This window comes from Niallia sp. Marseille-Q9988 (assembly GCF_976954375.1).
This window is the reverse complement of sequence record NZ_CDRJSZ010000014.1, coordinates 43,976-59,566: the sequence shown is the minus strand read 5'-3', so window position 1 is coordinate 59,566 and position 15,591 is coordinate 43,976. Positions and strand designations below refer to the sequence as shown.

15 protein-coding genes are annotated in these 15,591 nt (G+C 36.6%); 2 read left to right on the top strand and 13 right to left on the bottom strand.

Going from position 1 to position 15,591, the window contains the following annotated elements; genetic code table 11:
* Positions 1–193 precede the first annotated feature (193 nt).
* From spoIIR to prfA, 4 genes are all read right to left on the bottom strand, one after another.
* Complete coding sequence (gene spoIIR, locus ACWNMZ_RS21340; protein WP_031536734.1) at positions 194–910, bottom strand: stage II sporulation protein R; 717 nt, start codon at positions 908–910, stop codon at positions 194–196.
* 461 nt (positions 911–1,371) lie between these two features.
* A complete protein-coding gene (locus ACWNMZ_RS21335; RefSeq protein ID WP_449598889.1) occupies positions 1,372–1,602 on the bottom strand; it encodes a hypothetical protein in 231 nt (76 codons plus the stop codon).
* Positions 1,603–1,670: 68 nt separating this feature from the next.
* On the bottom strand, positions 1,671–2,534 hold the full coding sequence (gene prmC / locus ACWNMZ_RS21330; RefSeq protein ID WP_048718865.1) for a peptide chain release factor N(5)-glutamine methyltransferase: 864 nt from the start codon (positions 2,532–2,534) through the stop codon (positions 1,671–1,673).
* Positions 2,527–3,600, bottom strand: coding sequence for a peptide chain release factor 1 (gene prfA / locus ACWNMZ_RS21325; RefSeq protein ID WP_031538940.1), 1,074 nt, complete (start codon positions 3,598–3,600; stop codon positions 2,527–2,529). Before prfA ends, prmC begins: the two co-directional genes overlap by 8 nt.
* Before the next feature lie 327 nt (positions 3,601–3,927).
* Here prfA and ACWNMZ_RS21320 point away from each other — a divergent pair, with 327 nt between their 5' ends.
* Positions 3,928–4,806: an STAS domain-containing protein gene (locus tag ACWNMZ_RS21320; protein WP_048718863.1), complete on the top strand. Its 879-nt coding sequence runs from the start codon at positions 3,928–3,930 to the stop codon at positions 4,804–4,806.
* 160 nt (positions 4,807–4,966) lie between these two features.
* Here the strand turns inward: ACWNMZ_RS21320 and ACWNMZ_RS21315 are convergent, their stop codons facing one another.
* The 9 genes from ACWNMZ_RS21315 to ACWNMZ_RS21275 all read right to left on the bottom strand — a co-directional run bounded on the left by ACWNMZ_RS21315 (position 4,967) and on the right by ACWNMZ_RS21275 (position 14,806).
* Complete coding sequence (locus tag ACWNMZ_RS21315) at positions 4,967–6,022, bottom strand: hemolysin family protein (protein WP_251629627.1); 1,056 nt, start codon at positions 6,020–6,022, stop codon at positions 4,967–4,969.
* 65 nt (positions 6,023–6,087) lie between these two features.
* Complete coding sequence (locus ACWNMZ_RS21310) at positions 6,088–7,395, bottom strand: hemolysin family protein (RefSeq protein ID WP_449598888.1); 1,308 nt, start codon at positions 7,393–7,395, stop codon at positions 6,088–6,090.
* A gap of 38 nt (positions 7,396–7,433) precedes the next feature.
* Complete coding sequence (locus ACWNMZ_RS21305; RefSeq protein ID WP_449598887.1) at positions 7,434–7,874, bottom strand: MerR family transcriptional regulator; 441 nt, start codon at positions 7,872–7,874, stop codon at positions 7,434–7,436.
* A gap of 197 nt (positions 7,875–8,071) precedes the next feature.
* Positions 8,072–8,689 carry a thymidine kinase gene (locus ACWNMZ_RS21300; protein WP_031538947.1) on the bottom strand — a complete coding sequence of 206 codons (618 nt, stop codon included), beginning with the start codon at positions 8,687–8,689 and terminating at the stop codon, positions 8,072–8,074.
* Positions 8,690–9,014: 325 nt separating this feature from the next.
* Positions 9,015–9,215: a 50S ribosomal protein L31 gene (gene rpmE / locus ACWNMZ_RS21295; protein ID WP_031538948.1), complete on the bottom strand. Its 201-nt coding sequence runs from the start codon at positions 9,213–9,215 to the stop codon at positions 9,015–9,017.
* 194 nt (positions 9,216–9,409) lie between these two features.
* Positions 9,410–10,684, bottom strand: coding sequence for a transcription termination factor Rho (gene rho, locus ACWNMZ_RS21290; RefSeq protein ID WP_031538949.1), 1,275 nt, complete (start codon positions 10,682–10,684; stop codon positions 9,410–9,412).
* A gap of 802 nt (positions 10,685–11,486) precedes the next feature.
* On the bottom strand, positions 11,487–12,773 hold the full coding sequence (locus tag ACWNMZ_RS21285) for a UDP-N-acetylglucosamine 1-carboxyvinyltransferase (RefSeq protein ID WP_449598886.1): 1,287 nt from the start codon (positions 12,771–12,773) through the stop codon (positions 11,487–11,489).
* Between the two features lie 393 nt (positions 12,774–13,166).
* Positions 13,167–14,024, bottom strand: a complete 858-nt coding sequence (locus ACWNMZ_RS21280; RefSeq protein WP_341194810.1) for a class II fructose-bisphosphate aldolase — start codon at positions 14,022–14,024, stop codon at positions 13,167–13,169.
* Between the two features lie 416 nt (positions 14,025–14,440).
* A complete protein-coding gene (locus tag ACWNMZ_RS21275; protein WP_341194811.1) occupies positions 14,441–14,806 on the bottom strand; it encodes a response regulator in 366 nt (121 codons plus the stop codon).
* 188 nt (positions 14,807–14,994) lie between these two features.
* Between ACWNMZ_RS21275 and ACWNMZ_RS21270 the strand changes: the two genes are divergently transcribed.
* A complete protein-coding gene (locus ACWNMZ_RS21270) occupies positions 14,995–15,525 on the top strand; it encodes a DUF2529 domain-containing protein (RefSeq protein ID WP_449598885.1) in 531 nt (176 codons plus the stop codon).
* Positions 15,526–15,591: the final 66 nt, after the last annotated feature.

The window sequence follows — 15,591 nt, the reverse complement described above, 5'->3', positions numbered from 1 at the left end:
AAAATCATCACCGATAGACAATTTGTTTCCTTAGGGAAACTTTTATGTTTATATACAAAATACTTAACTATCTGAAAAATGTCAATGGTTTAAGATGAATTAGGTATATTTACTTAACTTTTTTGTTTGGGCAATATCTTCAACCAACAAAAAAAGATGCTCTCTAACAAGCATCTTCCCAATTCATTGTCTATTATCCAAAAATCTTTTCCCATAATTCTACTAAGAAAAATTTCACTTCTACTTCCTCTTCTTCCTCTTTAACAAATACAGGATCTTCTTTCTCTTCCACTTTCTTTTCTACCTTTGCTGGTTTTTCCTTTTCAGCTTTCTTGTCTTCGACTGTCTCTACTTTGGTATTTTTTTCTTTATCTGCTTTTTCTTCTTCCTCAAATCCATCACTTACTGCTACTCCGTTAGAAAAATCTAGGAAGCATAATGGCGGGAAAAGAACACACCACCAATTAGCACCTTCCCCTTCTCCTAAAGTAATAAGAATTGCATCATATTGACCTGCTGGATATAAGAACTCACCATACAGCTTCGTTGGAAAATCTACTTTATCAAACGTAACATCCACTGCTTGCTTAGCATTTTCTTCCGCTACTACGCTTTCTGCAATCTGCTGAATCTCTGGTAACTTTGCTTTTAATAAGTCTTTAGCAGCTTCCTTGGAAGTCAATTCAGAAACCCAGTTTGTAATTTCTTCATTTACAGCATCTCTTACTTTTCTTTTTAATGCCTGATCTTCTTCTAAATCACTATTTGCTAAGATTCTAAGACGAATCGCATCATTCGGAATGATTACCTCATTATTTGCTGCTACTTCAGTTTTTGGAATATATAAACTCATAATAGTTGTTAGAATAAGTACAAATAAATAAATAGTTGCCATCGGTTTGTTTTTCATCTTTAGCACCGCCCCTTCACTAACACAGTGTGGACAGATTAATAGAATCTTAAACTAGTAAAATTAATTTTTTCTGCATTGGGGGATACTCTATTTAGATACGTTGGATTTTAGTTGTGAGGTTGGCTTGTTTGCTTGCAGGTTTGGCTACTTTTCTTGCGACTTTCCCACTTTTACTTGCGAGTCCGGCTACTTTTCTTGCGACTTTCCCACTTTTACTTGCGAGTCCGGCTACTTTCCTTGCGCTTCCATACCTTACTTGCAGGTTTGGCTACTTTCCTTGCGCTTCCATACCTTACTTGCAGGTTTGGCTACTTTTCTTGCGACTTTCCCACTTTTACTTGCGAGTCTAGCAACTTTACTTGCCCTTCCATACCATACTTGCAGGTTTGGCTACTTTTCTTGCGACTTTCCCACTTTTACTTGCGAGTTCGGCTACTTTTCTTGCGACTTTCCCACTTTTACTTGCGAGTCCGGCTACTTTTCTTGCGCTTCCATACCATACTTGCAGGTTCGACAACTTTTCTTGCTACTTTCCCACTTTTACTTGCGAGTCCGGCTACTTTTCTTGCGACTTTCCCACTTTTACTTGCTAGTCCGGCAACTTTTCTTGCGACTTTCCCACTTTTACTTGCGAGTCCAGCAACTTCACTTACAACTCCTACACTCCCACCAACTAAAATAAGACACATCCCACACCTTAACATGTGTATGGAATATGTCTTTCTAAAAGTCAACCAAAAAGCAGAATGAAACAAAATCAAAATCCTACTTCTGCAAATACCATTCGATCTTTGCCATTAATATCAAATTGCACTTCTACTTTTGCTTGGGGAAATGCTGCTTGCAAGAGCTGCGCTACTGATTTGCTTTGTCCTGCACCTACTTCAAATCCAATAATAGCTTTATCCTTTAGAACATTAGGTAATTCTTCACAGAGTCTTTTATACAAAACAAGACCATCTTCTCCAGCAAATAGTGCTCTATGTGGCTCATGCTCGGTAACAACATCAGACATTGTCACGATGTCTCCTTTTGGAATGTATGGAGGATTGGAGAGGACAACATCAACCATTTGCCCCTTTGCAATAAATGGCTGCAAAAGATCTCCCTGTATGAATTCAATAGAATCCGCGCCTAAATTCTCAGCGTTTTGCTTTGCTACAGCTAACGAAACTTCATATAGATCTGTAGCTATTACCTGCAACGAAGGATTTTCAAGCTTCATTGTTACTGCAATCGCACCGCTTCCTGTTCCGACATCCACTAGTTTTAAGGCTGCTTTTTTCCCGAACAGCCTGTCTATCCGTGCAAGCGCAGATTGAACAAGCTCCTCAGTTTCTGGACGAGGAATAAGTACTTCTTTATTTACAGTAAAGGCTCGTCCATAAAATTCTTCCTGTCCAATAATATATTGAACTGGCCGTCCTTGGGCATGTAAATAAATCAGCTTTTTAAAGCTTTCCAGTTGTTCTTCTTCCATCTCTTCACGAAATTTAACGAGCATTTCTGATCTACTTACTTGCAATGAATGCCTAAGTAAGATTTCCGCTGCGTATTCTTCCCTGTCATGCTCCTTTAAATAAGAAGAAGCCCATTTTAGGGCTTCGAATACTTTACACATCGGAAGCACTTTCCAAACGACTAGATTGTTCTTCAAAAATAAGCGCATCAATAATATCGTCCATTTTTCCTTGAAGAATTTGATCTAGCTTTTGAATAGTCAATCCAATACGGTGGTCTGTTACACGATTTTGCGGGAAGTTATACGTCCGAATTCGCTCTGAACGATCCCCCGTTCCCACCGCTGATTTACGTTGTTGATCATATTCCGCTTGTGCTTCTTGCTGGAATTTATCATAAACACGTGCTCGTAATACTTTCATTGCTTTTTCTTTATTTTTAATCTGTGATTTTTCATCCTGACAGGAAACAACAGTGCCTGTTGGAAGATGGGTTAAACGGACTGCAGACATCGTTGTATTAACACTTTGTCCTCCAGGTCCACTAGATGCAAATGTGTCAACCCGAATATCTTTTTCATGTATTTCAATTTCTACTTCTTCTGCTTCAGGCAAGCACGCTACTGTAGCAGTAGATGTATGAATACGACCGCCAGATTCTGTTTCTGGGACACGCTGTACACGGTGGGCACCATTTTCAAATTTCAATTTGCTGTATGCCCCTTTTCCGTTAATCATAAAGATGATTTCTTTGTAGCCACCAACACCTGTTGAGCTTGCATCAATGACTTCCATTTTCCACCCTTGCGCCTCAGCAAAACGGCTATACATCCGGAAAAGATCCCCTGCAAATAAAGCAGCCTCATCTCCGCCAGCTGCTCCCCTTACTTCCATGATAACGTTTTTATCATCATTCGGATCTTTAGGGATCAACAAAATTTTTAAACGCGCTTCTAATTCTTCGATACGCGCAGCCGTTTCATCTAGCTCTTCCTTCACCATTTCGCGCATTTCTGGATCTAGCTTTTCTTCCAGCATCGTTTTAGCTTCCGTATGCTGTTCTTTTACTTCTTTATATTCACGATAAACTTCTACTGTTTCTTGAATATCCGATTGCTCTTTCGAATAGTCACGCAGTTTTTTTGTATCATTCACAATTTCAGGATCACTTAATAATTCATTAAGCTTTTCATAACGATCCTCTACAGCTTGAAGACGATCAAACACACTATTCACCTCGTTTTTATCCATAACGTATTCATTATATTATAGGCTATTTTCGCCGTCAAAACCAATTTCTTATGAAAAATGGCATTTATGGCTTATTTTCACTCCTCATAAAGCCCATTGCTTTCACAGCCCCTCTTCCTTCACACAGGAGTCGAGTGTCTCCTGTTTCAGAAGAACATAACCTCTTCTAACAATAAGACCTATGAATTTTCAAGAAAAAATAAACGCTCCCTTTTGCTCAATAACCACAAGAATTTTTACAGAGTCAATTTTCCATTTATCTATTATAATAGAGTTAACACTAAAAAGAGAGGATACAACAGAATGTCCCTTACCAATCAATCCGTTTATGAATATGTGATGGAGCAAGCTCCATCCATCACAAAGACTTGGTTTTCCATTAAAGACGGGGAAGCAGGATCTATTTATTCAAAGAATACTTCCTCATCTGTTGCAGAGCTATTAACCAAACAGCATACGTATACAATCCAAACTGTTATGAGCGCTTTTCTAGAAGATGAGAGCATTTTTGCTGAAAATCTAGAGCTTTGGGCAAATAAGGTAGCTAAAAGTAGAGTAGAACTAGGCACACCAGTTCACGAAGTTTTGCAGGCATTAAGTATCACTAGACAAGTTATATGGGACTCTATTGAACAGTTTATCCTTGAACAAAAAAATATACCAACTGAATTAATATTACAATGGAGTTCAAAATTTCACTTTACTTTTGATCGACTAACGAATCAATTCACAACCATGTATCACGCTTTCACAAAGCAAAAGCTTCATTCTCAACAGGAATTAATCCAACAATTAAGCGTCCCTGTTATTCCGATTACAGAATCAATTGGGGTCCTCCCATTAGTCGGAGACATCGATAGCTTACGAGCAAAATTTATTCTTGAAGTTGTTCCTGTTAAATGCAAAGAGGAAGGGATTAATCATCTGTTCATTGATTTATCTGGTATTTCTTCTATCGATACAAAGGTGGTGCATGAACTAATGAAACTAACTAAAATCCTTTCCTTCATTGGCATTGAAGCAACCATTTCTGGACTTAGTCCTGACACGGCCCAGCAGATTACTACGCTAGGAATTAGTTTAGGAAATGTCCCTACCTATAGTACACTGAAACAAGCGTTATCTTTTGAACAGACGCCCGTTCAAAAGGCTTTGAATGTAAAAGTAATATCGGTAGATTAACATTATTCTGTCATCCATATCGATCTACATAATAACAAATTCGTTAAAAAAACTCCGATAATTTCTACTTATTCACTCAATAGGAACTAGAGAAATAAGAGACTATCGGAGTTTTTATTACAATTATTTATCTATTAAACTAGTAAAATGGTTAAGCGAATTAATTCAGTAATTTTTCCCCTACAACAAACTCATCACGTATCTCGCCAACAATTTCTTCTAATATATCCTCCATTGTGACAAGACCAACAATTACCCCTCGTTCATTCTTTACTAATCCCATATGCACTCTTTCCTGCTGCATTTTAAGAAGAGCTGTTTTAATAGGTGCGCTTTGTAGAAAAATAGGCATCTCATGAATAAACTCTTCCATTTTTGTTTCTCTTCCTGCTACAACATTTGTTAGCATCTCTTTCGTATTTACATAGCCTACTAGCTTTGTTTGATCTTTGGTAACAGGATATCGCGTATATTCATGTTTATCCAACAGTGTCAAAACCTCTTCAAAAGACATTTCTAATTCCACATTCACAATCTGTTCTCGCGGAATCATAATTTCTTTCAAAATTCGATTATCGAAAGCAAAAATATTCTTTAAATACGCTAATTCAGTCTGGTTGATTTCGCCACTTTCATAGCTTTGATTCACTATAAGCTTTAATTCCTCTTCCGAGTGAGCTGTTTCATGCCCAATTGGTTTTATGCCAAACCATCCAAGGATTGCTTGTGATGAGCCATTTAATGCATGGATAATAGGCTTCGTAATTCTTCCAAACCAATATAATCCAGGAGCTAGCATTAAAGTCATTTTTTCAGCATATTGGATTGCTAGTGTCTTTGGAGCAAGTTCTCCAATTACTACATGCAAAAAGGAAACTACTGATAAAGCTATCGCATAAGAAAGAACGGTTGATAAAGCACCTGGTACATCAAACCTTTCAAACAAAGGATGGAGCATCTTTTCCACAGTCGGTTCTCCTAACGCTCCTAAAACCAATGCAGTAATGGTTATTCCCAGCTGACAGGCAGATAAATAATAATCCAACTCGTGGGCAACTTTCTTTGCTACTACCGCCTTTTTATTGCCTTCTGCAATTAACTGATCCAGTCTTGACATCCTTACTTTTAATATCGCAAATTCAGCACCTACAAAAAATGCTGTCAATAAAATAAATACTGCTACTAAAAACAAATTTAATAGAATAATACTGTCCAATTATTTCCCTCTAGCCTTGAGGGATTCACCTCCATGATTATAGATAAAGCATTTTTTCATCCTAGCTAGTTGTTCACAACGTTTTGAGTAAGACACACTTCTTTAATTTGGTAGTTATCCATGTCTGTTACCATCCATAAGCGGTCTCCTTGCTCTACTTGATCTCCAATCTTAGCAGTATCCAATAGCTTATATTGAATCCAGCCTGCTATTGTATCAAGCTCTTCGCTTTCCTCAAAAGGCATCCCAAAACGTTCTTCCAGTTCATCTAGCAATACACGGCCGTTAATAAAATACTTATTTCCCGACTCCCGGATATCCGCTACTTCATCTGCATCAAACTCATCACGGATTTCACCAACTAGTTCTTCTAAAATATCCTCCATCGCCAGAATACCAGACGTACCACCATATTCATCGATAACTAACAGCATATGCACTCTTTCTTGCTGCATTTTCAGAAGGGCATCCTGCAAGCTTGTTACTTCCAATACAACCGGAAGATCACGGAGAAATTCTGTTAATTCGCGATTTCTTCCCCAAGCCATCTGTGTCAGCATTTTCTTTACATTAACAACACCTAGGATGTGATCCTTATCCCCATCTTCTGTTACTGGATAACGAGTATAATTGTGCTCATCCAAGATTTTCACGATATCGTCATATGACATATCTTTATTTAGCGTAACAAATTCTGTTCTTGGAACCATAATATCCTTTGCTACCCTTTCATCGAAGGAGAAGACATTTTCCATATAGGCAAGCTCTGTCTGGTCAATTTCTCCACCTTGATAGCTTTGTGCCATTACTATTTTTAATTCTTCTTCCGAATAAGCCTGTTCATGCTTAACAGATTTTACCCCCATTAAACGAAGCACTACTTGTGCAGATCCATTTAATGCCCATATAAATGGTTTCATCACTATTCCAAACCAATATAATGGCGGTGCTAACATTAAGGTTAGTTTCTCAGAAAATTGAATGGCAAGTGTTTTTGGAGCCATTTCTCCAACTACAACATGCAGAAACGTAACCAATGCAAAAGCAATAGCATACGAGGCAACAGATGCGACAGATGGTGAAGCATTCATTAAATTAAATACTGGATATAATAGTTGCTCAATTGCTGGTTTCCCTAAGGCACCAAGGCCCAGTGCTGTGACAGTAATACCTAGTTGACACGCCGATAGATAGTAGTCTAAATCACCCGCTACCTTCTTCGCGACAATTGCCTTTTTGTTTCCTTCTGCAATTAGCTGTTCTATTCGTGACATCCGAATTTTAACTACAGCAAATTCAGAACCAACAAAGAAAGCTGTCAGTACTAATAATAGTACCAGTAAAAATAAATTTGTTATCGTTATTATGTCCAATTATTTCCCTCTTTTGAGGGATTCACCTCCAGGAATAGTTACATTAAAGACAGTAATTTCATTACGTCTAATAATTTTTTTTCAAGTGTATGATACACTTTCTTTTTCTCTTCCTGCGGCGCATCTTTCAATCTTTCTTCCAATGATGCCAGCTTTTTATGCAAACATGCAATTTCATTCTGTACGTCATTCATAATTGGCTCTATTTCATCCTCTTCTCTTGATTGAATAACTTTACGAATTTCATCAATGGACATCCGTTGTTTTTTCAAAAGTTTGATTCGTTCCAATGTATGAAGAACATCTTCCGAATAAAGGCGATAATTGGAATCAGATCGCGTTACAGGAAGCAATTTGTTACTTGTATAATAATCAATCGTTCTTGTTGACAACCCGCTTAATTTCGCCACTTGGCCAATTCGCAATAACGCCTTCCCAATGAAAAAACCCCCTTTTAGTTTATAAGATATTTTTATCATAGCATAGAAAGGAAAATCCGTACAGTACAACGTTATAGTTTTAGGTTTTAGTTTTTCATACTAACTTGGACAGGATTATGGTGCTGGTATGGGGGCCTGTCACCTTTTCCATTTTCCCCCTGCAAAACTCCCTCCCTTGTCACATAAAAAAGCTCCTGCTAAGAGGGATAAAACCGTTCCTAACAAGAGCTCTTTTCTTATAAAGCTGTTGATGTATTATCTTTATTTGCTTTCTCTGTACTTCTAGGCACTTCATGATGATGGCGGCATCGAGGTTCATAAGACTCAGATGCTCCTACTAAAATGACCGGATCTTCGTAGCAAGCCGGTGAACCATTAATCAATCTTTGTGTTCTGCTTGCTGGTGATCCGCAGACTGCACAAACAGCTTGAAGCTTTGTCACTAATTCTGCGATTGCCATTAATTCCGGCATTTTTCCGAATGGCTCGCCTCTAAAATCTTGATCCAGACCTGCACAAATGACACGATGGCCACTATTTGCCAAATGCTGAATAACACCAATAATTTCATCATCAAAAAATTGTACTTCATCTATTGCAACTATCTCTATATCGGAAGTCACATATTCAAAAATGTCGGCTGATTTACTAATAGGAATCGCATTAGTCGTTGCTCCATTATGTGATACAACTGATTCATCACTATAGCGATTATCAATACTTGGTTTAAACACGATAAACTTCTGCTTAGCAAATTTCGCCCTTCTTACACGACGGATGAGTTCTTCTGATTTTCCTGAAAACATACTTCCACAAATAACTTCAACCCATCCATGATGTTTCATTACATACATGAAACCGCTCCTTCCTAATATAAACAACTTCTCTCTTTTCTTACTCTATTCTACTTTTTCTATTTCAATCGTCAGGGTGTGAATATATACATCCAACATTCTCTCTTACCTACTTTAACAGCTATTAAGGCTGATTGAAATAATATATTCGACTCAAACTTCATTTTTAACAGCATCTCCAATAGATAACTAATCAATAAATGCATTAAGATACTTAAGAATAAAAGCGATAATAATTACTTTCATTATTAAATATCCTACTATAAGTCAAAATAAAAAACAGGCAAGGAGAAAGTAACTTCTTGCCTGTTCTTGATATTCCATATTACTTAAGGCCGTATTTTTTGTTGAAGCGATCAACACGTCCGCCAGCTTCAGCAAATTTTTGACGTCCAGTATAGAACGGATGGCACTCAGAACAAGTTTCAACTTTGATTTCTTTTTTAACTGAACCAGTTGTGAACTCGTTACCACAAGCACATTTCACCGTAATTTCGTTATAAGTTGGATGAATTCCTGCTTTCATTTCTTTTCATCTCCTTCCGCCCTGCAACTTTCGAAACAGAGTTATAAAACAATGCCAGAAGCACTGTAATTTCAAAAACACATTGAGTATATTATATCAAGGACATTCTTGTTTTGCAACACTATTAACAATGCATTAATTACCAAATATTGAAAACTACTTAAAGCATTTCCTCCACTTGTATCCTTCAGGGCTTACGATCGCTTAGCAGTGCCAGCTTTCATTTGTTCTCCTAGGATGGCAAAGAAGTCTTCATTGCTTTTTGTTTGTCTTAATTTTCTTAGGAACTTTTCAGCAAAGTCTGGTGAATCAGACATTGATTTACGAATAGCCCATAGCTTGTCTAAATGTTCTTTCGGAATCAATAGTTCTTCTTTACGTGTTCCAGAGCGTCTAATATCAATAGCTGGGAATATTCTTCTTTCTGCTAGTGCGCGGTCTAAATGAAGTTCCATATTACCAGTACCTTTAAACTCTTCATAAATAACATCATCCATACGTGAACCAGTATCGACTAACGCTGTTGCCAATATGGTTAAGGAACCTCCTTCTTCTATATTACGAGCTGCACCGAAGAATCGTTTTGGGCGATGGAACGCACCAGGATCGATCCCCCCTGATAATGTTCTTCCACTTGGAGGAATAACCAGGTTATAAGCGCGGGCTAATCTTGTAATACTATCCATCAAAATAATAACATCACGCTTATGCTCCACAAGACGCATCGCTCTTTCTAGAACCAATTCAGCAACTTTAATATGGTTTTCTGGAACCTCATCAAAAGTAGAGCTTACAACATCTCCACTTACTGATCTTTCAATATCGGTAACTTCTTCTGGTCTTTCATCAATTAGTAAGACTATTAATTCTGCTTCCGGATGATTATTCGTAATACTATTTGCTATTTCCTTAATCAACATTGTTTTACCAGCTTTTGGAGGAGCCACAATTAACCCACGTTGTCCAAAACCAACAGGTGCTAATACATCCATAATTCTAGTAGAAACATTTCGCTGTGTTGTTTCTAAATGTATTTGTCGATTTGGGTACAGAGGAGTTAGAGCTGGAAAATGAACTCTTTCTTTCGCTGTCTCCGGATCATCTCCATTTACCGCTTCTACCTGTAGTAAACCGAAATATCTTTCGTTTTCTTTTGGTGGACGAACTTTTCCAGAAACTTTATCCCCATTTCTTAAATCAAATCTTCTAATTTGAGATGCAGATATATAAATATCCTGTGAGCTTGGAGAATAATTAATCGGTCTTAAGAAGCCAAACCCTTCTGACTGAATAATCTCAAGAACACCTTCCATGAAAAAATAGCCCTCTTGCTCTGCTCTTGCCTTCAGGATCGAGAAAATCAGTTCCTTTTTTGTCAACTTGCTATAGTAGGCAACTTTGTATTCTCGAGCTAACTCATACAACTCTTTTAATTTCATATTTTCTAAACTAGATATATTTAATCCCATTTTTACACCACTCTTTTGTATTTTCAGTTATCCCGACCATTTTTTATCGAAATGTGGGAAGGCTAATCTTCTGTTTGAGGCGAACGCTTTTTGTGAAGAGAAATTTTGATGCGAGAAATAATTAATGTGAAGGATGGAAAAGAAGATTCCTACTTCTTCTCCAACTATCGATAAATCGTACACTTCCGTTTTTTTAAGGCTCACTTCATAAGTAGTTTATTAATAAAGAAGAATAAGCCATTGTACGAATAAAAATTTATCTTAAGAGGAGTTTTTATTTTATCCTTCATGTTTCTAATGCTTCTTTCGAGAAATCTATCAAAAGCACTCTCTATTTTACCTCCATCTAGGAAAAATGTGCAACAAGAATTTTTTTACTATCTCCTTGTTTACTCATCAGCGGAAGCAAAATATGGATGAAGACTCTTATGATCCTTCTTTTTTTAGGATCGCTCGAAAAGGAAGGTAGGTGAGGATGCTTAGTGAATATTCTCGTTTTTTGAGAATATCGATTCTTTCGTCAACGCAAATGAAAAGGATGGTCCCGACATCCTTTATTGTGCAAGTATACTTTTTTATAAGTATCGGAATGTATGGATTAATTATACCTATTCCAGGTAAAATTCTCTTCTTGTTCCGCATTATTCTTTGGGCAAAGAGGGGTCTCCTGTTACCTTCCCCGTATGCTTTATGAAAAGGGCTTAGGAGGTTAATTTCTACTTATGACAGGGGGAGCATCATCCCCCACTTTTCTTTTTGCTCAAGAACAGATAATCCTTTTCAAATAAATAATCAACATGCATTATCCATTATTTATTTGTTCATATTCTTCTTCCGTCATTTTTTCACGCCAGATTGTTGCTCCTAAACCAGTAAGCTTTTCTACTATATGACTATATCCTCTATCTATATGCTCTAGTCCTGTTATTTCCGTTACTCCATCAGCCATAAGCCCTGCTATAACCAAGGACGCTCCGGCACGTAAATCACTTGCTTTTACTTTTGCACCTTGCAAGTGAACAGGTCCATTTATAATCGCAGAACGCCCCTCCACTTTTATCGCTGCATTCATACGACGTAGTTCATCTATATGTTTAAATCTAGCACCATAGATTGTGTCTGTAACCATACTTGTACCATTTGTCTTTGTTAATAAAGACGTAAATGGCTGTTGTAAATCTGTTGGAAAACCTGGGTATACAAGCGTTTTAATGTCGACTGGTTTCAGCGAATTGTTCGAGCTCACAAACACTTGTTCATCACTTGATTCGATTGAAACTCCCATCTCTCTCAATTTCGCAATCAGAGACTCTAAATGTTGTGGGATTACGTTATCGACAAGGACTCCATCTCCAACTGCAGCTCCAATAATAATATAAGTGCCTGCTTCAATGCGGTCAGGAATAATTGTGTGGCGACAGCCATGTAAATGATCTACCCCTTCTATACGAATGACATCCGTACCTGCACCTTTTATTTTAGCACCCATATTGGTTAAGAGCGTTGCTACATCAATGATTTCCGGTTCTTTTGCTGCATTTTCAATGATGGTTTTCCCTTTGGCTCGTACAGCCGCAAGCATAATATTGATTGTTGCACCGACACTTACTACATCTAAATAAATTCTTGCTCCTCTTAACTCATCTGCCCGAAGATAAATGGCCCCCTGTTCATTTGTAATCTGTGCACCAAGTGCTTCAAACCCTTTAATATGCTGGTCTATTGGTCTTGGTCCAAGATGACATCCTCCAGGCAATCCAATAACTGCCTTTTTAAATCGCCCTAACATTGCTCCCATTAAATAATAAGAAGCACGCAATTTTTTTACCTTCCCATTCGGCATAGGCATAGAAATCATAGAAGAGGGATCTATTGTTATATCAGAATCTGATATAGATACCGTTCCACCAAGCTCTTCCATAATTTCTTTCAATATTTGAACATCTGAAATGTCAGGCAATCCCTCAATTGTTACTGGAGATTCAGCTAATATGGTTGCTGGAATGAGTGCAACGGCACTATTTTTTGCACCACTAACCCTAACTGTTCCTTTTAATGGAGATCCACCTGCAATCATAAGTTTTTCCATTTCTAGCTCCCTTCTAAGCCAATGCAAAAGTACAAGTTCTGCTATAAGTTAATCAAGATGAGGCTTGGATGTAGAATCTTGTTTGAATTACTGTTACTTATTATACCAAATATTAAGACTTAATGGAAAAGTATATATGTATGAACTTTTTGTTCTTATTCAATGATTAAGTACAAACATTTTTAGTATTACCTATAAACTAAGACTTCAATCAGTAAGAAACTGTTTGAAAAGAAGTTTTAAAAAATGACAGATTTGCATTTCTTTTCAAAACAAATGCAAATAATATTAGATAATCTACTTATTCAGTGGGTTTCATACTGTCCCTGAAAAAATAAGGCATAGAAAAAGAGGATATCTCTTAAAAAGATATCCTCTTTCATTTTTTTAAAATTAAGCTCTATTTGAAGAACCGAATTCTTTGATTTTGCCGATTACTGTTGCTTTAATCGCATCGCGAGCTGGTCCTAAATATTTACGTGGATCGTACTCTTCTGGTTTAGCAGCAAGAGTTTCGCGAACTGCTTTTGCAGAAGCAATTTGGTTTTCAGTATTAACGTTGATTTTAGCAGTTCCTAAAGAAATTGCTTTTGTGATATCTTTTGTTGGGATACCAGTACCACCGTGTAATACTAATGGCAAACCAGTTAAGTTACCAATTTCTTCCATTTCTTTGAAACCTAAGTTTGGCTCACCTTTGTAAGGACCGTGAACAGATCCTAAAGCAGGAGCTAGAGTGTCGATACCAGTACGTTTAACAAGTTCCACACATTCGTTAGCATCAGCATAAATTACGCCTTCAGCTACAACGTCATCTTCTTGTCCACCAACAGTACCAAGTTCTGCTTCAACAGAAACACCTTTAGCATGTGCATATTCTACTACTTTAGAAGTGATTTCCACGTTCTCATCAAATGAATGGTGAGAAGCATCGATCATTACAGATGTAAAACCAGCATCAATTGCTTCTTTACATTTTTCGAAGCTTGAACCGTGATCTAAATGAATAGCAACAGGAACAGTGATATTATAGTCTTCGATTAAACCTTCAACCATTTTCACAACTGTTTTGAAACCAGCCATATAGCGTGCTGCACCTTCAGAAACCCCAAGAATTACTGGAGATTTCTCTTCTTCTGCAGCTTGAAGAATTGCTTGAGTAAACTCAAGATTATTTAAGTTAAATTGTCCAACAGCATAGCCTTCTGCTTTTGCTTTGTTTAACATGTCTTTCATTGAAACTAAAGGCATATTTCTTCCTCCTTATTTAATGATCGTTCTTTGTTACAAGAGAATCTTTATTAAATTTCCCAAAGGAAAGTTGAATATGTATATAATACCTCATGTAAACGAAAACGAATCATTCCTTTTAAACTCAATTGTAATCATACCAAAATAAAACAAGAAATGCTATCGTTCGAGCTTTTTTTTCTATTTTGTCACAATTTCATTTTGTCTTTTGACAAACACTTGCATTAAACTAAAGGAATCTTTACCATTTAAAGTAATCAATAGAAAAACCACTAATCCCAACTTCCGATTGGTGGTTTTCTTTCTTTGTATAAAATATCACAGATTACTTTTCAAAAAATCATTATATTCCTACTGGCATTTCTTTTTTGGGGATATGTAACAAACGCTTAATTATATATGTATTTTTTGAAAGATTACACATTAATATATTTTTTAACAGCATCTCTGAGATCGTCAATATCAAAAGGTTTTGCAAAATGAGTAAGTGCTCCTAGATCTTTTGCTTCCTGAATCATATCTAGTTCACCATAAGCTGTCATGATGATAACACGAATATCCTGGTTAAGCTTCTTCATGCGTTTTAATATTTCAATTCCATCCATCCCAGGAATTTTCATATCTAACAACACTAAGTCTGGAAATTCACTTGTTACTATTTCTAACGCTTGATTTCCATTTGCAGCTTGAAACGTCTTATATCCTTCCTTTTGAAAAACTTCATTCAAAAGGATTCTTATACCGAATTGATCATCAACAATTAGTATTTTTCCTTTCATCATTAAACCTTCCCTTCTAAGTCTAGATATTTTATGTATGCTCACGTTTTTATCATAGTTATCTTTCTACTATTTGGTCAACTTTTCCTGCTAATTCCCTTAAATTTTACCTTTTTCATATATTTAATTATAATTAACTACTATATAATGTGATTTACTGTTAATTTTTATAACAATGGAGGTTTTTCCACGTGCTTAAAATGTTTTCCACTCAATTAAGTGGACTATTTAAAAGATTGCATGAAAAAGAAGAAGAAGCAATCGAAGACAGTTCAAGATTATTAGCACAAGCTATCGTAAGTGACGGAAAAGTTTATTTCTATGCAACAAAGGAAATGGCTGGCGTAATAGCAGAAGCTACTAAAGGAATGGAGCCAATGCCAAATGCAGAGGAATGGACAAACGCTTCCCTTGAAACGATAACTTCTAACGACCGTTTCATTCTTTTCTCCCGTACAAATGAGGAGGAAGAGATAAACACTTTTGCTAAGAACTTATACGATGCTCAAGTTTCTTTTATTTCTGTTTGTTCCATTACAAATACGGAAATTGAATCATTAGTGGACTTTGCAGATGTCCCAATCGATTTAAAACTTTCTAAAGGCTTATTGCCTGATGATGTAGGAAATCGATACGGCTATCCTTCCTTGATTGCTGCCCTTTTTATTTATCACGGCATTAAATTTACAACTGATGAAATTTTAAAGGAATACGACATATAAATAGGAAGAAAGATAACATTATATGTTACAAAAACTCACAAAAAGAGGTTATTCACTTACTAGAAT